23 protein-coding genes are annotated in these 22,895 nt (G+C 29.5%); 13 read left to right on the top strand and 10 right to left on the bottom strand.

The annotated features are described in order from the left end of the window. Positions 1 to 2: 2 nt before the first annotated feature. The 3 genes from ACFOWD_RS12860 (at position 3) to ACFOWD_RS12870 (ending at position 2,629) form a co-directional block, all read left to right on the top strand. Complete coding sequence (locus ACFOWD_RS12860; RefSeq protein ID WP_377411199.1) at positions 3 to 794, top strand: HEAT repeat domain-containing protein; 792 nt, start codon at positions 3 to 5, stop codon at positions 792 to 794. 87 nt (positions 795 to 881) lie between these two features. Continuing rightward, on the top strand, positions 882 to 1,799 hold the full coding sequence (locus ACFOWD_RS12865) for a hypothetical protein (RefSeq protein ID WP_377411202.1): 918 nt from the start codon (positions 882 to 884) through the stop codon (positions 1,797 to 1,799). A gap of 2 nt (positions 1,800 to 1,801) precedes the next feature. Continuing rightward, the gene (locus tag ACFOWD_RS12870) at positions 1,802 to 2,629 is read left to right on the top strand and encodes a DUF4097 family beta strand repeat-containing protein (protein ID WP_377411205.1); all 828 of its coding nucleotides are present in this window, start codon (positions 1,802 to 1,804) and stop codon (positions 2,627 to 2,629) included. A 59-nt stretch (positions 2,630 to 2,688) separates the two neighbouring features. On the opposite strand, the gene ACFOWD_RS12875 is transcribed toward ACFOWD_RS12870, so the two are convergent. The 6 genes from ACFOWD_RS12875 to ACFOWD_RS12900 all read right to left on the bottom strand — a co-directional run bounded on the left by ACFOWD_RS12875 (position 2,689) and on the right by ACFOWD_RS12900 (position 10,677). Beyond that, positions 2,689 to 3,666: a M28 family peptidase gene (locus ACFOWD_RS12875; protein ID WP_377411208.1), complete on the bottom strand. Its 978-nt coding sequence runs from the start codon at positions 3,664 to 3,666 to the stop codon at positions 2,689 to 2,691. 84 nt (positions 3,667 to 3,750) lie between these two features. Then, positions 3,751 to 4,656: a septum formation inhibitor Maf gene (locus ACFOWD_RS12880; protein WP_377411211.1), complete on the bottom strand. Its 906-nt coding sequence runs from the start codon at positions 4,654 to 4,656 to the stop codon at positions 3,751 to 3,753. 115 nt (positions 4,657 to 4,771) lie between these two features. Beyond that, positions 4,772 to 6,580 (bottom strand): acyl-CoA dehydrogenase family protein, encoded by a 1,809-nt coding sequence (locus tag ACFOWD_RS12885; RefSeq protein WP_377411214.1) that lies wholly within the window; start codon positions 6,578 to 6,580, stop codon positions 4,772 to 4,774. Positions 6,581 to 6,602: 22 nt separating this feature from the next. Beyond that, positions 6,603 to 7,793: an acetyl-CoA C-acyltransferase gene (locus tag ACFOWD_RS12890; RefSeq protein ID WP_298994096.1), complete on the bottom strand. Its 1,191-nt coding sequence runs from the start codon at positions 7,791 to 7,793 to the stop codon at positions 6,603 to 6,605. 4 nt (positions 7,794 to 7,797) lie between these two features. After that, the gene (locus ACFOWD_RS12895; protein WP_377411217.1) at positions 7,798 to 10,203 is read right to left on the bottom strand and encodes a 3-hydroxyacyl-CoA dehydrogenase/enoyl-CoA hydratase family protein; all 2,406 of its coding nucleotides are present in this window, start codon (positions 10,201 to 10,203) and stop codon (positions 7,798 to 7,800) included. 18 nt (positions 10,204 to 10,221) lie between these two features. Continuing rightward, positions 10,222 to 10,677 carry a MarR family winged helix-turn-helix transcriptional regulator gene (locus ACFOWD_RS12900; RefSeq protein ID WP_298994091.1) on the bottom strand — a complete coding sequence of 152 codons (456 nt, stop codon included), beginning with the start codon at positions 10,675 to 10,677 and terminating at the stop codon, positions 10,222 to 10,224. Between the two features lie 181 nt (positions 10,678 to 10,858). On the opposite strand from ACFOWD_RS12900, the gene ACFOWD_RS12905 reads away from it, so the two are divergent. The 4 genes from ACFOWD_RS12905 to ACFOWD_RS12920 are packed head-to-tail and all read left to right on the top strand — an operon-like array spanning position 10,859 to position 15,194. Further along, complete coding sequence (locus ACFOWD_RS12905) at positions 10,859 to 11,788, top strand: ABC transporter ATP-binding protein (RefSeq protein ID WP_377411220.1); 930 nt, start codon at positions 10,859 to 10,861, stop codon at positions 11,786 to 11,788. A 2-nt stretch (positions 11,789 to 11,790) separates the two neighbouring features. Continuing rightward, entirely contained in the window at positions 11,791 to 13,116 is a 1,326-nt protein-coding gene (locus ACFOWD_RS12910) for an ABC transporter permease (protein ID WP_377411223.1), read from the top strand. After that, positions 13,117 to 13,980, top strand: coding sequence for a mechanosensitive ion channel family protein (locus ACFOWD_RS12915; RefSeq protein WP_377411226.1), 864 nt, complete (start codon positions 13,117 to 13,119; stop codon positions 13,978 to 13,980). It abuts the gene before it with no gap. Between the two features lie 50 nt (positions 13,981 to 14,030). Continuing rightward, complete coding sequence (locus tag ACFOWD_RS12920; protein WP_377411229.1) at positions 14,031 to 15,194, top strand: sigma-54-dependent transcriptional regulator; 1,164 nt, start codon at positions 14,031 to 14,033, stop codon at positions 15,192 to 15,194. Between the two features lie 67 nt (positions 15,195 to 15,261). Here ACFOWD_RS12920 and katG read toward each other — a convergent pair whose 3' ends face one another. Next, the gene (gene katG, locus ACFOWD_RS12925) at positions 15,262 to 17,490 is read right to left on the bottom strand and encodes a catalase/peroxidase HPI (RefSeq protein WP_377411232.1); all 2,229 of its coding nucleotides are present in this window, start codon (positions 17,488 to 17,490) and stop codon (positions 15,262 to 15,264) included. 277 nt (positions 17,491 to 17,767) lie between these two features. Here katG and ACFOWD_RS12930 point away from each other — a divergent pair, with 277 nt between their 5' ends. Genes ACFOWD_RS12930 through ACFOWD_RS12940 form a run of 3 tightly spaced genes read left to right on the top strand, consistent with a single transcriptional unit; the run spans position 17,768 to position 19,001 of the window. Continuing rightward, positions 17,768 to 18,409 carry a peroxiredoxin gene (locus tag ACFOWD_RS12930; protein WP_298994079.1) on the top strand — a complete coding sequence of 214 codons (642 nt, stop codon included), beginning with the start codon at positions 17,768 to 17,770 and terminating at the stop codon, positions 18,407 to 18,409. Between the two features lie 23 nt (positions 18,410 to 18,432). Further along, positions 18,433 to 18,741 carry a thioredoxin family protein gene (locus ACFOWD_RS12935; RefSeq protein WP_377411236.1) on the top strand — a complete coding sequence of 103 codons (309 nt, stop codon included), beginning with the start codon at positions 18,433 to 18,435 and terminating at the stop codon, positions 18,739 to 18,741. Between the two features lie 2 nt (positions 18,742 to 18,743). Next, a complete protein-coding gene (locus ACFOWD_RS12940) occupies positions 18,744 to 19,001 on the top strand; it encodes a DUF6952 family protein (protein ID WP_298994075.1) in 258 nt (85 codons plus the stop codon). Between the two features lie 69 nt (positions 19,002 to 19,070). On the opposite strand, the gene ACFOWD_RS12945 is transcribed toward ACFOWD_RS12940, so the two are convergent. From ACFOWD_RS12945 to ACFOWD_RS12955, 3 genes are read right to left on the bottom strand one after another with little or no spacing between them, the layout of a single operon-like run. Then, positions 19,071 to 19,571 carry a cupin domain-containing protein gene (locus tag ACFOWD_RS12945; RefSeq protein WP_377411239.1) on the bottom strand — a complete coding sequence of 167 codons (501 nt, stop codon included), beginning with the start codon at positions 19,569 to 19,571 and terminating at the stop codon, positions 19,071 to 19,073. Then, positions 19,553 to 20,341, bottom strand: coding sequence for an SGNH/GDSL hydrolase family protein (locus ACFOWD_RS12950; protein WP_377411242.1), 789 nt, complete (start codon positions 20,339 to 20,341; stop codon positions 19,553 to 19,555). Before ACFOWD_RS12950 ends, ACFOWD_RS12945 begins: the two co-directional genes overlap by 19 nt. Then, complete coding sequence (locus ACFOWD_RS12955) at positions 20,338 to 20,499, bottom strand: hypothetical protein (RefSeq protein WP_298994069.1); 162 nt, start codon at positions 20,497 to 20,499, stop codon at positions 20,338 to 20,340. The genes ACFOWD_RS12950 and ACFOWD_RS12955 overlap by 4 nt, the downstream gene beginning before the upstream one ends. Before the next feature lie 215 nt (positions 20,500 to 20,714). On the opposite strand from ACFOWD_RS12955, the gene ACFOWD_RS12960 reads away from it, so the two are divergent. The 3 genes from ACFOWD_RS12960 to ACFOWD_RS12970 are packed head-to-tail and all read left to right on the top strand — an operon-like array spanning position 20,715 to position 22,891. Next, the gene (locus ACFOWD_RS12960) at positions 20,715 to 21,572 is read left to right on the top strand and encodes a PPK2 family polyphosphate kinase (protein ID WP_298994067.1); all 858 of its coding nucleotides are present in this window, start codon (positions 20,715 to 20,717) and stop codon (positions 21,570 to 21,572) included. Then, positions 21,573 to 22,400 carry an exonuclease domain-containing protein gene (locus ACFOWD_RS12965; protein ID WP_377411247.1) on the top strand — a complete coding sequence of 276 codons (828 nt, stop codon included), beginning with the start codon at positions 21,573 to 21,575 and terminating at the stop codon, positions 22,398 to 22,400. It abuts the gene before it with no gap. A gap of 5 nt (positions 22,401 to 22,405) precedes the next feature. Continuing rightward, complete coding sequence (locus ACFOWD_RS12970) at positions 22,406 to 22,891, top strand: ABC transporter ATPase (protein WP_377411250.1); 486 nt, start codon at positions 22,406 to 22,408, stop codon at positions 22,889 to 22,891. Positions 22,892 to 22,895 lie beyond the last annotated feature (4 nt).

The following is a 22,895-nucleotide window of genomic DNA, read 5'->3' on the forward strand; positions in this document are numbered from 1 at the left end:
AGATGGATTATACAGAATTTAAAGAAACAATTACAGATTATTTATCAGACAATCTATCAGAAGAAAAAAGAATAGAATTTGAAACTTTTTTAGAAGAAAATAAAGTTTATCAAGAAGAATTTGAATTTTCAAAAACCTTTTGGAATCAAATAGATGAAGATAACATAAGTCCTTCTACTGCTATGGATATGAATTTTTATAGCATGTTAAAAAATGAAGAAGAAAAATTAAATAAAGTTTCATTTTTAGATAAGCTAAAAAATCTTTTTTCAAGGAAAATAGTTCAACAATTCTCTTACACTTTAGCTATTTTAATTGTTGGTTTCATAATAGGAAATGGTTTTAGTTCTATTTCTAATTCATCTGCAGAAAAAATAGAAATAGCACAAAAAGAAACAGAAAGTGTTCGATCTCAATTAGTGCTTACATTATTAGACCAACCTTCAGCTAATAAAAGGTTACAAGCTGTAAATGAGGTTGGTAAGTTGAATAAAGTTACAAAAACTATTATAAAAGCATTATTTTCTACACTTAATAATGACGAAAATGTTAATGTTCGTTTATCTGCAGTTGATGCTTTAAAAAAGTATACAGACATTCCAGAAGTTAGAGAAGGTTTAATAAAATCTATTATAAATCAAAATTCGCCTCTAGTACAAATGGAGTTAGCAGATTTAATGGTGGTTTTACAAGAAAAGAAAGCTGTAAAATCTTTTGAAAAAATAATTCAAGAAGAAGATGTAAACGCGAACGTAAAAGAAAAAATGAAAGAAAGTATACAAAGTATTATTTAATAATAAATACCATTTTGATGTAACTGGCAAATCCTAGGCAAGCTTTTTACAGAAAGATAAATTAGTCATTCATCAAAATTATAAACAATGAAAATTTTAAAAACAATTTTATTAATTAGTGCTGTTTGCTTAACAGGAAATGTAAAAGCTCAGCGATATCAAAAAGACAAAAAACTAAAAGAAACAGAGATTATAAAAAAGGAACTAACTTTTAATAAAGCATCATTAGATAATATTTTAGTTGTAGATAATGTCTATGGCTCTATTGATGTTGAAGGTTATTCAGGAAACACGATTAAAGTAGAGGTTACCAAAATCATTTCTGCAGATAATAAAGAAGATTTACAAAAGGGTAAAGAAGAAATTGGCATAAAATCTGCCCAAAAAGAAGATGCAATTTATGTGTATTTAGATTCACCCTATTCACATTTTGATTTATCAACTGGAGAATTTGATCATAGAGAATTTAGTTATAATTATAGAAGAAGCTATAAACATAGAACTAAAAGAATGTATAAATATACCTTAGATTTTAAAATTAAAATTCCTAAAAACACTAGTATAGATATTAAAGCTGTAAACAATGGAAATATTACTATTAATGATGTTCATGGTAAATTATTAATCGTAAGAAATATCAATGGCGCTATTGATATGAAAAATGTTTCTGGAACAACTGATGTAAATGCACTTAATAAAGATATTAATATTACCTATTCAGAAAACCCAAAAGAAGAAAGTTTTTATAATTCTTTAAATGGTGATATTACTGTAAAATTTCAAGATAATTTAGATGCTAGTATAAGTTATAAAACCATGAATGGTGGGTTTTATACAAATTTTGATGTGAGTAAAACTACTCCACAGTTCAAGTCAACAAAAGAATACAGTAAGAAAGGAACAAAATTTAAAATAAATTCTAACAAACAATTTAAAATAGGTAGTGGAAAAGTCCATTTACATTTTAATCAACTAAATGGAGATGCCATTATAAAAAAGATATAGACATGAAAAATTTAAAAATTAAAGTAACTTTAGTAAGCTTATTACTATTATTTGTTATAAAACTTTCAGCCCAAGAAACAGTAACTATTCCATTAACTAATCCAGATAAAGAAGGTTTTTTAAAGATGGGAATAATCAACGGCTCTATTACTATTAAAGGATCAAACACTAAAGAAGTAATCGTAAAAGGCACAAAGGTTGAAAAAGCTAAAAGCTATTATAGTGGAAGAAAAACAAGTAAAAATGATGTAAGTGGATTAAAAAGAATATCTAATAATTCTTTGGAATTTAGTGCAGAAGAATATAATAACGAAGTTTATGTAAGAAGCACACCACATGGAACTACAGACTTTGAAATAGAAGTACCTAAGAATTTTTCTTTAAAAATTTCTACCATTAACAAGGGTGATATTTATGTAGAAAATGTAAATGGTACTATGGATGTAAGTAATATAAATGGTAAAATAACACTAAAAGATATAAGTGGTTCTGTAAGTGCAGATGCATTAAATAAAGACATTGTTGTTAATTTTATAAAAGTTACACCAAATGCACCAATGGCTTTTAGTAGTATGAATGGAGATATAGATATTACTTTTCCTAAAAATTTTAAAGCAGATTTAAAGATGAAGTCTGATAGAGGAGAAATTTTTACAGATTTCGATTTAAAAACAAAACCTAACTCTTCAACAGTAACAAAAGGCGAAAATAGTAAAGGAAATGCGTTTAGAGTAAAAGTAGAAAAATGGATTATGGGATCTATAAATGGTGGAGGATCAGAAGTCTTATTTAAGAATTTTAATGGAGATGTTATTATAAGAGCCAATTAAATTCAACATATTCGATTAAAATCAAAAAAAAAGAGATTACAATTTGTAATCTCTTTTTTTTAATTAGCTTCTTCGTATAAATGCTGATCTAAATTCTCTATAGATTGTATAATAACTTTTACAGCCTCAATAAAAAATGCTTCATTGATTGTTGCATAAGTATCTGTATATCTATGATAATCTTTATGATCTGGTACACCAAAATACATATGAGGTATATTTGCTCTATAAAATACTTTATGGTCAGAAGAAAACGTCCAATCTGCTTGTTCTCTATTATTTGGATCATCATGACCAAAAAGAAACATTATTTTTTCTGTATGGACATCTTCTAGTGGATCTCTTAAATCAGGATAATGATATAAGCCAGAACCAAATAACTCTGGATCATAATCACTATGAGCAATCATATCTAAATTAACATTTAGAACAATATTTTCTCTGTTGTTAAAGTTTTTTAAGAAATAATCTGCACCTAATGAACCTACTTCTTCAGCATCAACTGCTGCAAAAACTAAATTATGTTTTGTTGGTTTATTTTTAAAATATTTAGCAATAGTAAAAAGTGCTGAAATACCAGAAGCATTATCATCAGCACCATTGTATATTTTTTCATTAATAACTCCTAAATGGTCATAATGTGCAGTTATTACAATCGTTTTATTTGTTTCACCATTTAAAATTCCAAATGCATTACCTCCAACAATAGTAGTGTCTGGTACATTAGAATAATCATCTAATGGTTTTTTCTTAATAGGAAAAAGGTCTTGTCTTTGTTTCTTTTTTAAAGTCGCAGAAAATTCGTGTTCATATTCACCATTTATAGGTTGCAAACCAGCATCTTTAAATTTTTCTACTATAAATTTTCTTGCTTTGACACCTTCAGGACTACTAAATAGCCTACCTCTATAAGAATCATCAGATAATTCTTTTAGGTTTTGTAATAATTCTTCGCTATTTATTTCGATTACTTTAGGTTCCTTGCAACTAACAAATACAACAAAGAAGCAAAGCATTAAAAACAAAATGTTTTTCATGTTAACGTTGATTTTTTTTTGTGAGCTGAGGGTCGTGCAAATATATAAAAAATAAAGAATTTTATTAGATTTAAAAAGTAAATGTTAAATTCTTAATTTTTCGCGAATTATCTTGTCTTTATTACTGTTTTTATTCCAATATTTTATCTTTATTTTTTCAATTTTTTCAGCTTTTGTTACTAATTTCTTTTCACCTCTTACAATGTGTTCTTCCCAACTCTCTATAGTAAAAGGAAAGTCTTCTGTTAAATTTAGAATTAACTTTCTTTTTAATTCTGGATAATAAATGGTTAGATTTAATAAATTATCTTGTTTTAAAAGATTTACTTCAGCATTATAAGGTTTAATTTTTTTATGATTTAATGCAAGGAATTCAAAAGAAGGAATTATTTTATAACGACCTTTTTTTATTTGATAAGGGTTTATTCTAGCCAAATTCCAAAAACTATTTTCCAAGATGTTTTTTTCTAAAGATAATTTTTTGTCAGAATTAGACTCGAAGTAAGAATAAAAATCAATTTCAAAATTTTTTCTATTGTTAAGTTGCATAAATGTATTTCCACACCATTCTTGAGAAGAAAAAGTAATTTTTAAAGGATGAATATCATTATCAACTGGTGAAAATGTACTTGTCATTAAAGAATAAGGATAAACACCAGTTAAAAACTTTTTTGTACTATTTAACTTTAAAACAGGAATATTTTTTTCATTTTGATAATCTGCTTTAACTTGTTTTTCTGGAAGAAAATCTTCAGTTACAAAAATAGTAACTGCTCTTCCTTCATGAATTTCTCCATATCTAACTTGTGATAGTTTATATGAGGTTATTTCTGCATTTCCATCATACCAATATTGGTTAAAGTTTTCATGTTTTTTAACTTCATAAATTTTAGATTTCTCTTTAACTACTTTATCAGTAGGTTTATGATTATTTTCTGAACAAGAATAAAAAATACTAATAAAAAAGAATAGTAATATATTTAATTTCATGATAAAATTTATTTAAATCTTTAATTTACAAAAAAGACCATCAAAATCGATGGTCTTTTTAAACAAACAACTAAATTCTAAAACTTTTTAAGGTTTTAAAAATTTTTCAATATTGTTAAAAACAGTATTTGTTTTCTGCTTTTAATTTTTCTGCTATTGTATTACGTAAGGCAACAACGTTAGGATAGTTAGCGTATTTAGTAAAACGCTTTAATCCCATTAATAACATACGTTGTTCATCTCCTTCAGCAAAAGAAATTATACCTTCTCTACCATTTTTAGCAACAATTTCTACAGCATTATATAAGTATAATTTAGCCATAGCTATTTGTCCTTCTTGTGCATCCTCTCCAAAACGTTTTGCATTTTTCTCTGCTCTTAATAAAGTAGATTCAGCCATGTATATTTCATTTAAAATATTAGCAGCTGCTAATAATAATTGCTGATGTTTTTCTAAATCTGGACCATATTTTTGAATAGCAGAACCTGCTACCATTAAAAATACTTTTTTCATTTTTGCAATCATTTCCTTTTCTTCAGCAAAAAGTTCTGAATAATCTGGTGTATCAAAAGAAGGAATGCCCATTAATTCATCAGCAACTGCTGTTGCAGGACCTAATAAATCTACGTGACCTTTCATTGCTTTTTTAATTAACATCCCAACTGAAAGCATTCTGTTAATTTCGTTTGTCCCTTCGTAAATTCTTGCAATTCTTGCATCTCTCCAAGCAGCTTCCATTGGTGTTTCTTCAGAGAATCCCATTCCTCCAAAAATTTGGATACCTTCATCAGCACAAGCTTGTACATCTTCAGAAACAGTAACTTTTAAGATAGAACATTCAATTGCATATTCTTCTACACCTTTTAATTCTGCTTCTTGATGAGAGTTACCAGCAGCCATTCTCATTGCAATTCTATCTTCAATATCTTTTGCAGCTCTATAACTTGCAGATTCACCTGCATAGGTGTTTGTAGCCATTTCTGCTAACTTAGCTTTAATAGCTCCAAAGTCAGCAATAGGTGTTTTAAATTGTTTTCTTTCGTTTGCATATTGTAAAGCCGTTGTTAAAACTCTTCTTTGAGAATCTATACATGCAGCCGCTAATTTAATACGACCAACATTTAGTGCGTTTACAGCAATTTTAAATCCACCACCTCTTACAGATAACATGTTTTCTGCAGGAACAACTGTATCATTAAAAAATACTTGTCTTGTAGAACTTGCACGAATTCCTAATTTATGCTCTTCTTCACCTAAAGTAATTCCATTTGGATTTGCAGCATCATATTCAACAATAAAGCCAGTGATGTTTTTATCATCTTCAATTCTTGCAAAAACAATCATTAAATTACAGAATCCAGCATTAGAAATCCACATTTTTTGACCATTAATCTTGTAAGATTTTCCATCTTCTGTTAATTCAGCAGTTGTTTTGCCTGAATTAGCATCAGAACCTGCACCTGGCTCTGTTAAACAGTAAGCACCCATCCATTCACCAGAAGCTAATTTTGGAACATATTTTTGCTTTTGCTCTTCTGTACCATATAAAGTTATTGGCATTGTTCCAATACCTGTATGAGCACCAAATGCTGTACTTAAAGAACCATTTCCACTAGAAATATATTCACAAGTAATCATTGTAGATACAAATCCCATACCCATTCCTCCATATTCTTCAGGAACTGCAACACCTAAAAAGCCAAGTTCACCAGCTTTTTTCATAACTTCTTCAGTTAATGCATAGTCTTTTGCTTCAAACCTATCTCTATGAGCTACAATTTCTCTATCTGTAAATTCTTTTACAGCTTCTTTCATCATTATTTGCTCTTCAGAAAAATCTTCTGGAGTAAATATGTCTTCACACTTTGATTCTTTTACAAGGAATTGTCCTCCTCTTAAAATATCTTTTTCTACTGTTTCCATGATTTATATTTTTACTTATGTTTTATTTTAAAAATTCGAATATTCCTGCAGCACCTTGACCTGTACCTACGCACATAGTCACCATACCATATTTATTATTCATTTCGCGTTTACGCATTTCGTCAAATAATTGCACAGATAATTTAGCACCTGTACAACCTAAAGGATGCCCTAAAGCAATAGCTCCACCATTTACATTAACAATATCTTGATTAAGGTTTAACTCTCTCATAACTGCCAAAGATTGAGAAGCAAAAGCTTCGTTTAATTCGATTAATTCAATGTCACTTTGTTTTAATCCACCTTGCTTTAATGCTTTTGGAATAGCTGCAACAGGACCAATTCCCATTATTCTTGGTGGTACACCAGCAGCTGCATAGCTTACCATTCTTGCAATAGGTTCAAGATTTAGTTCTTTTACCATTTCTTCACTCATTACTAAAACAAAAGCAGCACCATCACTAGTTTGTGATGAATTACCTGCAGTTACAGAACCATTTGCTGCAAATACTGGGCGTAATTTGGCTAATGCTTCTTTACTAGTTCCTTTTCTAGGGCCTTCATCTTTATTAACAGTGTATTTTTTTGTTGCTTTTTTACCATTAGCATCTAAATAAGTTTCTTCTACTTCTATAGGTACTATTTGGTCTTGAAAACGATCTTCAGCTAATGCTTTTAACGCTTTCATATGAGAGTTATATGCAAACTCATCTTGGTCTTCTCTAGATACATTATATTTTTCTGCAACAGCTTCAGCTGTATTACCCATTCCCCAATAGTAATCTTCATTACCTTGGTTTACAATGTTGTAGTTTAGTTCTGGTTTAAAACCTGTCATAGGAACTGAAGTCATACTTTCTGTACCACCAGCTATAATACAATCAGCCATTCCTGATTGAATTTTAGCCACAGCCATACCAATTGTTTCTAAACCCGAAGAACAAAAACGATTTACAGTAACTCCTGGTACATCAACTGTATTTAATCCTATTAAAGAAATAATACGTGCCATGTTAAGACCTTGAGATCCTTCTGGCATTGCATTACCTACGATTACATCATCTATTCTATTCACATCGAAGCTTGGCATTTTACCCATCATGTATTGAATGGTTTCTGCAGCAAGTTCATCAGCTCTTTTAAATCTGAAGCCACCTCTTTTTGATTTAGCGACTGCTGTTCTATATCCTTTTACTATATATGCTGTTTTCATTTTCTTAGTTTCTTAAAGGTTTACCTGTTTTTAACATGTGTTGAATTCGTTCTAAAGTTTTACGTTCTGTTGTTAAACTTAAGAATGCTTCACGCTCTATGTCTAATAAATATTGTTCTGATACTCTTGTAGGTTCAGATAAATCTCCACCAGCCATTACATATGCTAATTTGTTTGCTATTTTTTGATCGTGTTCAGAAATATATCTAGAAGCTTGCATAGAATCTGTACCAACCATAAACGTACCTAAAGCTTGTTTACCTAATACCAAAATATCGTCTCTCATTGGTTTTTGAGTGTAGCCAGCTTCTGCCATTAATAAGGCATGCTTTTTAGCTTCTGCAATTTGTCTGTCTTTATTAACAACAACAACATCTTTTCCTTTTTGAAGTACATTCATATCAAAGGCTTCATAAGCTGATGTTGCTACTTTAGCCATACCAATAGCTAGGAAGTGTTCTTGTAATACATTTAATTGTACATCTCCTTGGTGAAATAAATCTTGTGCTCTTAAAGCCATTTCTTTAGAACCACCACCACCAGGAATTACACCAACTCCAAACTCTACTAAACCAATATAAGTTTCTGCAGCTGCAACAACTTTATCTGCGTGCATAGATAATTCACATCCACCACCTAAAGTCATTCCATGAGGAGCAGCTACAGTTGGTATTGCTGAGTATCTCATACGCATCATTGTATCTTGAAAATACTTGATGGCCATATTTAACTCATCATATTCTTGCTCTGCTGCCATCATAAATATCATACCAATATTTGCGCCTACAGAGAAGTTTGCAGCTTGATTACCAACCACTAATCCTTGATAATTTTTCTCAGCTAAATCAATAGCTTTATTGATAGCAGTAAGAACATCACCACCAATGGTATTCATTTTAGATTGAAACTCTAAGTTTAAAATTCCATCACCTAAATCTTCTATTACAGCTCCAGAGTTTTTCCAAACTTCGTTAGATTTTCTAATGTTGTCTAAAATGATAAATGCATCTTGACCTGGTTTTTTAACTTGAGCTTTTGAAGGTATATCATAATAATATGTTGCGCCTTCTTTTACAGTGTAAAAAGAGGTTTCTCCTTTTTCTAACATTTCTGTTATCCAAGTAGCAGGTTTATGACCTTCAGCTTTCATTAATTCTACACCTTTTGCTACACCAATAGCATCCCAAATTTGGAAAGGTCCATGTTCCCAACCAAAACCAGCTCTTAAACCATCATCTATTCTATATAATTCATCAGAAATTTCTGGAATTCTATTTTGTACATATGCGAACATTGCTGCAAATGATTTTCTATAGAATTCTCCTGCTTTGTCTTTACCAGCAACTAAAACTTTAAATCTATCTGTTACATTGTCAATCGTTTTCGTAAGTTCTAAAGTTGCAAATTTTGCACGTTTCTTTTCTCTATATTCTAATGTGTTTAAATCTAATGATAATATATTTCTTTTACCATTTGCATCTTTAGTCATTTTGTAAAAACCTTGTTTGGTTTTGCTACCTAACATTTTGTTTTCCATCATATGGTTTACAAAATCAGGAATTACAAACTGATCTCTAGCTTCATCATTTGGGCAATTATCTTTAACTCCATTTGCAGTATGTACTAAAGTATCTAAACCAACTACATCTATGGTTCTAAAAGTTGCAGATTTAGGACGTCCAATAACTGGGCCTGTTAGTTTATCTACTTCTTCTATGGTTAAGTCCATTTCTTTTACAACATGAAATAAACTCATAATACCAAAGATTCCTATTCTGTTTCCAATAAATGCAGGAGTATCTTTAGCTAATACAGAAGTTTTACCTAAAAACTTATCACCATACATCATTAAGAAGTCTGTTACTTCTTGTTTACAATTTGGCCCTGGTACTACTTCAAATAATTTTAAATAACGAGGAGGGTTAAAAAAGTGTGTTACAGCAAAATGTTGCTGAAAATCTTCACTTCTGCCTTCATTCATAAATTTAATAGGAATACCAGATGTATTAGATGTGATTAAAGTACCTGGCTTTCTATATTTTTCTACTTTTTCGAAAACAGATTTTTTAATATCTAAACGCTCTACAACAACCTCCATTACCCAGTCTACATCTTTAATTAAATGTAAATCATCATCTAGGTTACCTGTAGTAATTCTACTTGCAAATTTTTTATTATAAATAGGTGAAGGTTTAGATTTTAAAGAATTAGATAAGGCATCATTTACTAAACGATTACGAACTACTTTATCTTCTAATGTAAGACCTTGTGCTTTTTCTTTATCTGTTAATTCTCTTGGAACAATATCCAACAAAAGAACTTCTACACCAATATTAGCAAAGTGACATGCAATACCTGAACCCATTATACCTGAGCCAATTATTGCAACTTTTTTTATTCTTCTTGTCATTATTTGTTAGTTTATGTTTTATTTATCTTGGTTTATTTCTTCAAAAATTTTCTTTTCTGCAATTAAATTGTTAATTACGTTCATAACTTTAAAAAAAGAATCTAGTTCTTTTTCTGTTACATATTCACGAACAATATTGTTAAATTGATAGACATGACCTTTAGAAACTTTACGCATTTCTTTTCCATAATCTGTCAATTTAATGATAACACTTCTTCCATCATCTGGATTTTTTTCTCTTGAAATGGCACCTTTTTCTTCCATAGATTTTAAAATTCTAGAAAGACTTGTAGGTTCCATTCCCATTAAAGGGCCTAATGAGGTAGATGGTGTTCCTTTTACTTTATCAATAGTTAAAAGTACAAAAGCAGTAGCCATAGTACTATCATGCTTTGCAGCTTGCTCATTATACATCTTAGCAACTGCTTGCCAAGTGGCTCTTAACTGATGGTCTATTGAAATATTTTTATCCATTGCACCAAAGATATAAAAATTTACTATGCATGCATAGTAAATTAAAAAAAAGTTATGCATGCATAATAAATTTTAACATTTTATTTTTTGTAACCATTTTAATTTTTGAGCTACAAATAGTTATAATTAACTAAATTTGTGAGAATACGATTTTCAGAAAAAACTTCTAACCAAAAAATACATGAGTAATTTATTAGAAATAAATAATGTTGTAAAAAATTATGGTGATTTTAGAGCATTAAATAATGTATCTATACATATCCCAAAAGGGAGTGTTTATGGACTTTTAGGTCCAAATGGTGCTGGTAAAACTTCTTTAATTAGAATTATTAATCAAATTACAATGCCAGATAAAGGAACCATTTTTTTAGATGGTGAACCTTTGTCACCTAAGCATACAGCTGATATTGGTTACTTGCCTGAAGAAAGAGGTTTATATAAATCTATGAAAGTAGGTGAACAAGCCTTGTATTTAGCTCAATTAAAAGGATTGTCTAAGTCTGAAGCAAAAAAAAGATTGAAATATTGGTTTGAAAAATTTGATATTTCTGCTTGGTGGAATAAAAAAATTGAAGAGCTTTCTAAAGGAATGGCTCAAAAGGTTCAGTTTATAGTAACTGTATTGCATCAACCAAAACTATTAATTTTTGATGAGCCTTTTTCTGGTTTTGATCCTATCAATGCACAATTAATAGCTCAAGAAATCTTGAAACTAAGAGATGAAGGTGCTACTATTATTTTTTCTACACATAGAATGGAGTCTGTAGAAGAAATGTGTGATGAAATAGCTTTGATTAATAAATCTAACAAAATTTTAGATGGTAAGTTAGATGACATTAAAAGAGAATTTAGAACAAATACTTTTCAGGTAGGTTTACATACTTCTAATGCAAAAGAAGTAGAATCTCAATTAAAAGAAAAATTTGAAGTTTTTCCTCCAGATTTTAAATTGTTAGGTAACGAATTAACTTTAAATGTTAAGTTAGGTAGGCAAGATTCTGCAAACGATTTATTGGCTTTTTTAACGAATAGAGGAGAAGTGCAACATTTTGTTGAATTAATTCCAAGTGCAAACGATATTTTTATACAAGCTGTTAATAAAAACAATTAGAGATGAGTAAGTTAAAACTAATTATAGAAAGAGAGTTTATTGCAAAGGTTCGTAATAAATCGTTTATAGTGATGACTTTTTTGAGTCCTCTAATAATGGTTGGTATGGGTTTTTTAGTTTATTTTTTAATGAAAAAAAATAACGAAAAGGTCAAAGAAATTGTTTACATAGACAATTCAGGTTTGTTTTCAAAAGAAGACTTTAAAGATTCTAAAACTGTTCATTATTTAGATTTTACATCAAAAGGTATTGAAGATACAAAACAGAAAGTAGAGCAAGGTAATTATTATGGTGCACTTATAATTCCAAAACAAGATAGCCTAGAGTTATTAGCAAAATCTATTGAATTTTATTCTAAAGATTCTCCAGGGATGTCTGTAATGAATGCTTTAGAAAATAAAATTGAAACTAAAATAAGAAACCAAAAACTAAATGATTTTGGGATTGATATAAATAAAATAAATGCTTCTAGAATTCAGTCAGATATTAAAATGTATAATTTTTCTGGAGAAGAATCATCAAAATTAATTAATGGATTAAAGATTGGAGTAGGAGCAATAGCTGGTTATTTTTTAATGATGTTTGTTATGATTTATGGTACTTCTGTAATGAGAAGTGTTATCGAAGAAAAAACAAGTAGAATTATAGAGGTTATTGTATCTTCTGTAAAACCATTTCAGTTAATGTTAGGTAAAATTATTGGAAATGCTTCAGCAGGATTATTACAATTTTTTATTTGGGGTATTCTTATTTTTATCTTAGGTACTCTTACAACATCTCTTTTAGGCATTAATATGGCAGAAATGCAAACAGCTAATTTATCTGCAGAACAATTAGAGGCTGCAAAAAATGTAGCTGGTGGAGATAAAATGCAAGTATTAATACAAGAAGTTTTACGATTACCACTTTTAAAACTATTTGTACTTTTTATATTTTACTTTTTAGGAGGATATATGTTGTATAGTTCGTTATTTGCTGCTGTTGGTGCAGCTGTAGATAATGAAACAGACACGCAACAATTTATGTTGCCAATTATGTTGCCTTTAATATTAGGGGTTTATGTTGGTTTTGCTACAGTAATTAATGATCCTCATGGGCCTATTTCAGTAGCTTTTTCACACATACCTTTAACTAGTCCAATTGTAATGTTAATGAGAGTTCCTTTTGGAGTTACATGGACAGAATTAGCCATTTCTATGAGTTTATTATTAGTAACTTTTATGTTTATGGTATGGTTAGCAGCAAAAATATATAGAGTTGGTATTTTAATGTATGGTAAAAAACCTACTTATAAAGATTTATATAAATGGTTAAAATATAAAGGATAGATGCAAGATACTATTGATCAAGTTAAAGAAACAATTGTTGAAGAAGCAAATTCAATTTTAGATTATAAATTTGTTTTTTCTGAAGAAATTAGCATTACTGTAAAAGGGTTAATTTTTATTGCAATAGCATTAATTATAACTTCTTTGATTCTAAATTTTGTTCGTAGAATTATCACTAGAAAACTATCTAACCAAGATGAACGAAAATTTATAACACTTTTTAGTTACATAAGATGGTTTGTTTTTTTAATTATCTTTTTGGTGGGTATGCATACTGCAGGTGTAAATGTAACAGCAGTATTTGCTGCTTCTGCAGCACTTTTAATTGGTGTTGGTTTAGCATTACAAACCTTGTTTCAAGATATTATCTCTGGAATATTTATTTTAGTAGATAAATCTGTTCATGTAGGAGATATTATAGAGTTAGAAGGAAAAGTTGGTCGAGTTTTAGATATTCGTTTACGAACAACTAGAGCAGTAACTATAGATAATAAAGTATTAGTAATTCCTAATCATTTATATCTAACAAACATATTGTTTAATTGGACAGAAAATGGAGTAGAAACTAGAGAGTCTGTAGATGTTGGAGTGGCTTATGGTAGTGATGTTGATTTAGTAAAAGAAATACTTTTAAATGTTGCAAAATCTCATAAGAAAATTTTAAAAGTGCCAGAACCTAGAGTATTATTTACAGATTTTGCAGATAGTTCACTCAATTTTCGAGTTGTTTTTTCGTTAAATAATAGTTTTGAAGCTAGGTTTGTTCAAAGTGATTTAAGATTTGAAATAGATAGAGTATTTAGAGAGAAGAAAGTAACTATCCCTTTTCCTCAAAGAGATGTTCATCTTTTTCCAGAGAAATAAAAAGATTTACAACTTATTTAAAGTTGATTAAAAATATATAAAACAAAAACATGTCAAAAATTTTAATTGTTGAAGATGAGGCTGCCATAAGAAGAGTCTTAAAAAAAATAATTTCAGAAGAAAATGATACTTATCAAGTAGAAGAAGCAGAAGATGGATTAGAAGGCATTGAGCTTATAAAAAACAACGATTACGATTTAGTTTTGTGTGATATAAAAATGCCTAAGATGGATGGTGTTGAGGTGTTAGAAAAAGCAAAAAAGATAAAACCAGAAACACCAATTGTGATGATTTCTGGTCATGGAGATTTAGATACAGCAGTAAATACTATGCGTTTAGGAGCTTTTGACTATATATCAAAACCACCTGATTTAAATAGGTTGTTAAACACAGTTAGAAATGCTTTAGACAGAAAAGTTTTAGTTGTAGAAAACAAACGATTAAAGAAGAAAGTAAGTAAAAATTACGAAATGATTGGTGAGAGCGAAAGTATTTCTCACATTAAAGATATCATAGAAAAAGTTTCTGCTACAGATGCAAGGGTTTTAATTACAGGACCTAATGGAACAGGTAAAGAGTTGGTTGCACATTGGCTTCATGAAAAATCAGAAAGATCCAAAGCACAAATGATAGAAGTAAATTGTGCTGCAATACCATCAGAATTAATTGAGAGTGAATTATTTGGTCATGTAAAAGGATCATTTACTGGCACAAATAAAGATAGAGCTGGTAAATTTGAAGCAGCAAATGGAGGTACTATTTTTCTTGATGAGATTGGAGACATGAGTCTTTCTGCTCAAGCTAAAGTTTTACGTGCTTTACAAGAAAATAAAATTTCTAGAGTAGGTTCAGATAAAGACATTAAAGTTAATGTAAGAGTTGTAGCTGCAACTAATAAAGATTTAAATAAAGAAATTGAAGAGGGTAGGTTTAGAGAAGATTTGTATCATAGACTAGCTGTTATTCTTATTAAAGTACCTGCTTTAAATGATAGAAGAGAAGATATCCCATTATTAATAGATTTCTTTTCTAAAAAAATATCTGAAGAGCAAGGTAATCCTAAAAAAACATTTTCTGATGAAGCTGTTCAGTTACTCCAAAAATACGACTGGACAGGTAATATTAGAGAGTTAAGAAATGTTGTAGAACGTTTAATAATATTAGGTGAAAAACAAATTTCTGAAAATGATGTAAAACTTTTTGCCAGTAAATAACTTTAATTTTAAGAATAAAAAAAGAGCTACTATTTGTAGCTCTTTTTTATTTGAATTGATAAGATTATTATAAATCAAATCGATCTAAATTCATCACTTTAGCCCAAGCTTTTGAAAAGTCGTTAACAAATCTTTCTTCACCATCATTTGCTCCATAAACTTCACAAACAGCTCTTAATTCTGTATTAGATCCAAAAATTAAATCGGCTCTTGTACCAGAGAATTTCATTGCTCCTGTTACTCTATCTCTACCAATAAATTCTTTTTCGTCTGCATTAGCAACTTTCCAAGTAACAGAAAGGTCTAATATATTTGTAAAGAAATCATTACTTAATGTGCCAACTTTGTCAGTAAAAACACCATGTTTAGAATTGTCAAAATTAGCTCCTAAAACACGTAATCCTCCAACTAACGCAGTCATTTCTGGTATAGATAAAGTTAATAAGTTTGCTCTATCTACTAATAAATCTTCAGCAGCAACATCTAATTTAGGATTCATATAGTTTCTAAAACCATCAGCAATTGGCTCTAAATAACCAAAAGATTCTAAATCTGTTTGCTCTTGTGTAGCATCACCTCTTCCTTGAGTAAAGTCAACAGAAATAGTATATCCACCTTTTTTAGCAGCTTCTTCAACAGCAGCATTTCCTGCTAAAACAATTAAATCTGCCATAGAAATAGTTCCATTAAATTCTTTCTGAATTCCTTCAAGAACAGAAAGTACTTTACTTAATTCTTTAGGATTATTTACTTCCCAACTTCTTTGCGGTTCTAAACGAATTCTTCCTCCATTTGCTCCACCTCTTTTATCTGAACCTCTAAATGTTGAAGCAGAAGCCCAAGCAGTTTTTACTAATTCTGAAATAGATAAATCAGAAGTTAAAACCATTTTCTTTAAAGTATTAATATCAGCATCACTTAAAGTATAATCTACTTTTGGAATTGGATCTTGCCAAATTAATTCTTCACTTGGTACTTCAGGACCTAAATAACGTGTTATTGGTCCCATATCTCTATGTGTTAATTTATACCAAGCTCTTGCAAAAGCATCTTCAAATGCTTTATGATCTTTATGGAAACGCTCAGATATTTTTCTATATTCAGGATCTATTTTTAAAGCCATATCTGCAGTAGACATCATTAATGCTTGTGTTCCATTTCCTCCAGCTTTTGGTGCTCTTTTTGCATTTGAAGCAGCAGTTGGTGTCCATTGATGAGCACCAGCAGGGCTTTTTGTTAATTCCCAATCATAATTTAATAATACATCAAAATATTCGTCATTCCATTGTGTTGGAGATGGTGTCCAAGCACCCTCTAAACCACTGGTAATTGTATCATCTAAAACACCAGATTGAAATGTGTTTTTCCAACCAGTACTCATTTCTTCAATTGAAGCTCCATGAGGTTCTACACCAACATATTTATCTGGATCTGCAGCACCATGAGCTTTACCAAAAGTATGTCCGCCAGCAACTAAAGCAACAGTTTCTTCATCATTCATAGCCATTCTACCAAAAGTAATTCTTATGTCATGTGCAGATTTTAAAGGATCTGGATCTCCATTAGGACCTTCTGGGTTTACATAGATTAACCCCATATGTACAGCACCTAAATGGCCTTCTAAATCACCATCACTTGTATCATATCTTTCATCATTATCTAACCATCCTGTTTCACTACCCCAATAGATATCTTGCTCTGGTTCCCAAACATCTTCTCTACCACCTGCAAAACCAAAAGTTGGGAATCCCATAGATTCTAAAGCACAATTTCCTGCTAAAATCATTAAATCTGCCCAAGAAATTTTATTTCCATATTTCTTTTTAATTGGCCAAAGTAATAAACGAGCTTTGTCTAAATTTCCATTATCAGGCCAACTGTTTAAAGGTGCAAATCTGTGAGTTCCAGAACCAGCTCCTCCACGTCCATCACCAACTCTATAAGTTCCAGCACTATGCCAAGCCATACGTATCATAAAACCTCCATAATGACCATAATCTGCAGGCCACCAATCTTGAGAGTCTGTCATCAAATTAATTACATCTTTTTTTAATTCACTATAATCAATGCTATTAAATGCAGATGCGTAATCAAAATCTTCTCCCATAGGATTTGATTTCGGGGCATTTTGTCTAAGAATATTTAATTTTAATTCGTTAGGCCACCAGTCTCTATTACTAGTTCCTCCACCAGCAGTTTTTTTAATTGAGCCACTCATAAATGGGCATTTATCTACTGCTTCTGATTTATTTACATCCCATGCTTTAAAATTTGAGTCTGAATGATTTTTGTCCATGATTTATTATTTTATTTAGTTGCTTCCCAAAGCTACAATATTTTTTTAAATAATTTTTATCTATAATTCTTATATCAATATAGTTTATGGTTATTGTGCACCTATTTAATCTTATATTAATGTTGTTTATAAAAATATTTATTTTTTAATTTTTATGGTATTGATAAAAGTTATTCTAGTATAAAATTTATCTTATTTTATTTCTTATTTATGAGTTTTTGTGGACTTAATTTTGTACCATAATAATTATTAATAACTTAAAAAAAGAAAACAAATAATGGCAACATTAGTAGGTAGAAAATTTCCAAATTTAAATGTGGATGCAATGAATGAAATGGGAGATACATTTAAATTAAATGTATTAGAAGAAGCAGTAAAAAACAATAAAAAAGTATTGTTATTCTGGTATCCAAAAGATTTTACATTTGTTTGTCCAACTGAGTTACATGCATTTCAAAATGCAATGGATGAGTTCGAAAAAAGAAATACAATAGTAATTGGTGCTTCATGTGATACACCAGAAGTTCATTTTGCATGGTTAAATACTTCAAAAGATAATGGAGGTATAGAAGGTGTAACTTACCCAATTTTAGCTGATAGCAATAGAAACTTATCTTCGGTATTAGGTATTTTAGATATTACAAACGAAGTTTATGACGAAGAAACTGGTACAGTACAAGTAGAAGGAGATAATGTTACTTATAGAGCTTCTTATTTAATTGATGAAGAAGGTACAGTTTTTCATGAAGGTATAAACCATATGCCTGTTGGTAGAAATGTAAATGAAATGTTACGTTTAATAGATGCATATGCTCATGTTCAAAAAAACGGAGAAGTTTGTCCTGCAAACTGGGAAGAAGGTAAGCAAGCTATGCAAGCAAATGCAAAAGCAACTGCAGAATATTTAGCAGTAAACTAAAAATTAATTTTAAAACAAAAATTATGGTTCAAGAATTAACAGAAGATAATTTACAATCTATTGTAAGCGAAAATGATAAAGTTGTTGTACAATACTCTGCAACTTGGTGTGGTAACTGTAGAATAATGAAACCAAAATTTAAGAAGTTAGCTTCTGAGTTAGGAGACGTTAAGTTTGTAATGGTTGATGCTGAGAAAAATCCAAATAGTAGACAATTAGCAGATGTAAGTAACTTACCTACTTTTGCGACTTTTATAAATGGAGAGAAGAAAAACCAAGCTCAGACTAATAAATTTGATGTTTTAAAAGAGCTAGTTACAGAAATTGCATAATAATGAAGTTACCTATAATTAAACACTTAACTTCTTTTATTGAAGAAAATGATGAAGATTATTTAATTGAGACTTTAGAGACTTTAGAGTCTTTAACTGAAGTACCTTCTTTAAAAGATGATGAATTAGATGTAATAGGAGAGTTAATTTCTAATATGTATGGTGCTCTAGAGGTTCATAAAATGATCAAAGAAGGCACTCCTAAAAAAGAAGCATTAAATGCTTTTATGAAACGTGTATTAGGTGCAATAGACCAATAAAATCTATTGTTATTTAATAAATTTGAATTAAAGAAAATCCCAAGTTTGCAGACTTGGGATTTTTGATTTTTAATGGTGCGTTAATCGTTCAATTTTAGATTTATGTTCTGGAAATTCTTTTGATAGTTCTTTACAAGAAGGTAAAGTGAAATCTCTAAAATCAAAACCAGGTGAAACAGTACATCCTACAAAAGAAAACGAGTCTTTTTCTATTACTTCAGCAGCAAAAAAATAATGGGCAGGTACAGTAAATTGAGGTATCTCACCTTCAGAATAATTGGTTCCAATGAAAACAAAAGAATATTCTCCTTTAGGCGAAATCATATGAATTTTTAAAGTTGTGCCACTATAAAAATGCCAAGTTTCATCTTGATTAATTTTGTGAAAAGCAGAAAACTTATCTGAAGTCAATAAAAAATGAATACTAGTACAATAATTTCTGTCTCCTTTAATAAATTCAGGTAAATGATCATTAGGTATTATTCCACTACTTCTGTAAATTTCTTTAAAATACCCTCCTTCAGGATGAGATTTTAAACCAAAAAAAACTATTATTTCTTTTGCATCCATGTTTTAAAACTTTCTGTACTCATCATAAAATTTGCCATATCTTTTCCCCAAGTTTGATACGTTAATTTAGAAGGATGAACTCCATCACTAAAAAAAATTGAAACATCACCTTGAATATTGTATTTATTTTGCCAGTTTTCTAGTGTAATAATTTCACTATTGTAATATACATCCCTTTTTCTACTGACTCTTCTGTGTAATCTTTTACCAAAAATTTCAACTAAATTTCCAATTACAAATTTTATAGTTTTGGTAAAGGCAGGAAATTCTTTAATAGGAGGCATATTTGTAAAGTAAATAGTTGTTTTTGGATATTTCCTTTTTAGTTTTTTTATAAGTTGATTAATTTGAAACATCCAAACTTCTGGTGAATTTAAAGTAAAAGCATCATTACCTCCTAAACCAATAATAATAGCATCTGCATTAGATTCTTCTATTATTGGAACTAATTTTTTACGAACCATTTTTGCAGTGTAACCACTTTTAGCATACACATTCCATAATACAGAAATATTGTTACTAGTTGCAATTTCATTGGCTAAAGCTCCAGGAAAACCATTTTTATGAAAATCTACTCCAACTCCAGCAATTGTACTCTCACCAATACATATAATTTTTAAAGTTTTATCACTTTCTTTTTTTATATATCCTTTAGGGTTTTTAGCTTCAGGTAAATTAGGTACAGTAGCTCTAATTTTTTTACCTTGAAAAAACATAATTGGTAATAGAGGAGTAGAGACTATGACACCTAAATAGTATTTTAAACTCAAATTTCTTGGTTTTTTTGATCGTTAGCTTTTTTAATAATGGCTTTTAAACGTTCTTTATTTTGTTGTTTTTGCAATTTTACTTTGTTAATTTTTTGATTCATCAACTTAGTATGTTTTGCTTTATTTAAAGTATTCTTTGCTTTTCCTTTTTTCGACATAAAAATAAATTTCTTCTCTTTAGTAAAGATGAAAACCTAATTAGCTAATTTATTGGAAATTATATTCAGAAACAAATGAAATACGCTATTAAGTAAATTCTGTTTTGTAAAGAATTTTTTATGAAAAAATTATCATTATTATTACTAATTGAGTACCAAAATTCAATGCTAAAACCACATATTTTTTTATCTTTAAGCTTTAATTAAATAAAAGAATGTCTTTAGAAAAATATAGAGTTACAAAACCAATATCACTAAAAAAAATATCTACAAAAGAAGTAGAAGAAGATGCTAAAAAGAAATTAAAAAAATTACGAAAAAAATTAAGTGATTTACAAAATGCAATGTATGCAGAAGGTAAATTTGCTGTACTTATTTGTTTGCAAGGAATGGATACTTCTGGCAAAGATAGTTTGGTAAGAGAGGTTTTTAAAGACGTAAATCCTAGAGGTGTAGAAGTACACAGTTTTAAAGTACCTACAGAATTAGAGTTAAATCATGATTTTTTATGGAGACATTATATTGTACTTCCAGAAAAAGGAAAGATGGGTATTTTTAACAGAACTCATTACGAAAATGTTTTGGTAACAAGAGTTCATCCAAATTATATTTTAAACGAAAACATTCCAAATATTTCTAAAGTCGAAGATTTAGATGATGCTTTCTATCATGATAGAATGGAGAGAATAAATCAATTTGAAAATCACTTAGTGAAAAACGGAACTATAGTTCTAAAGTTCTTTTTAAACTTATCTAAATCAGAACAGAAAAGCAGACTTTTAAGAAGGTTAAATCTTCAAGAAAAGAATTGGAAATTTTCACCAGCAGATTTAAAAGAACGCAAGTTATGGGATGAATATCAGTTTTGTTATGAAGATGCAATCAATAGAACTTCAAAAGAAAATGCACCTTGGTTTGTTATCCCTGCAGATGATAAGCCAACAGCAAGACTTCGTTTGGCAGAAATTTTATTAGAAGAATTAGAAAAATACGATTTTAAAGAACCTAAATTGTCTCCAGAATTATTAGCTCATTTAGACGATTTTAAAGCACAATTAAACAACGAACAATAGATGAATTTAAAACTAGAAAAACCAATTGTATTTTTCGATTTAGAAACCACTGGAGTTAATATTGCAACAGATAGAATTGTAGAAATATCAATATTAAAAGTGTTTCCTAATGGTAATAAAGAAAGTAAAACTTGGTTAGTGAATCCAGAAGTAGAAATACCAAAAGAAGCAGCAGAAATACACGGTATTACTAACGAAAAAGTGGTTACAGAACCTACATTTAAAGAGCTAGCACCAGAAGTTAATAAAATGATAGAAGGGTGTGATTTAGCTGGTTTTAATTCAAATAGATTCGATATTCCTTTATTAGCAGAAGAATTAATGAGAGCAGGTATAGATTTTGATATGAATGATAGAAAAGCTGTTGATGTACAAACTATTTTTCATAAAAAAGAACAAAGAACTTTAAGTGCTGGATACCAATTTTATTGTGGTAAAGAGTTAGAAGGCGCACATGGTGCTGAAGCAGATACAAATGCTACTTATGAAATTTTGTTAGCTCAAATAGAAAAATATGATGATTTAGAAAATGATGTAAAAAGTTTAAGTGAATTTTCTACACATGGTAAAAGAGGTGATTTTGCTGGTTTTATTTTAATTAATGATGATGGGCAAGAAATCTTTTCTTTTGGGAAATATAAAGGAAGAACAGTTGAAGAAGTGTTGAAAGAAAACCCAGGTTACAATAATTGGATACAAAATGCTGATTTTCCATTGTATACTAAGAAGGTTTTAAGAGAAATTAAAGAACGAATGGCATCTCCAAAAGAAACCATGTCAGATGAAGAAAAGTTGCAAGCTTTACAACAAAAATTTAATTTAAGATAATATAAATGTATACTCCATATAAAAATTTACCTAATAATTCTCGAGTTTGGATTTATCAGTCAAACAGAGAATTTACAGAAAAAGAAATAGCGTTCATTTCAACAAAAGCAGAAGAGTTTATTAATTCTTGGACAAGACATGGAGACGATCTAAAAGGCTCTTTTACAATAAAATATAATCAGTTTTTAGTATTGGCTGTTGATGAGAGTTTTAATAATGTTTCTGGTTGCTCTATAGATGCATCTGTACATTTTATACAAGCTCTAGAAAAAGAGTTACAATTAAATCTTATGGATAAATTGAATGTAACTTTTAAAAATGGGAATCATATTAATTTGGTGAGGCTTTCAGATTTTCAAAAATTTGCAAAAGAGCATAAAATTACACAAGAAACAATTGTCTTTAATAATATGGTAGCAACCAAAGAAGACTTTGAAAATAGTTGGGAAGTACCAGCAAAAGATAGTTGGCACAAACGTTTTTTGATATAAAAAT

The organism is Polaribacter marinivivus (assembly GCF_042651285.1).
GTDB classification, from domain to species: Bacteria; Bacteroidota; Bacteroidia; order Flavobacteriales; family Flavobacteriaceae; genus Polaribacter; species Polaribacter marinivivus.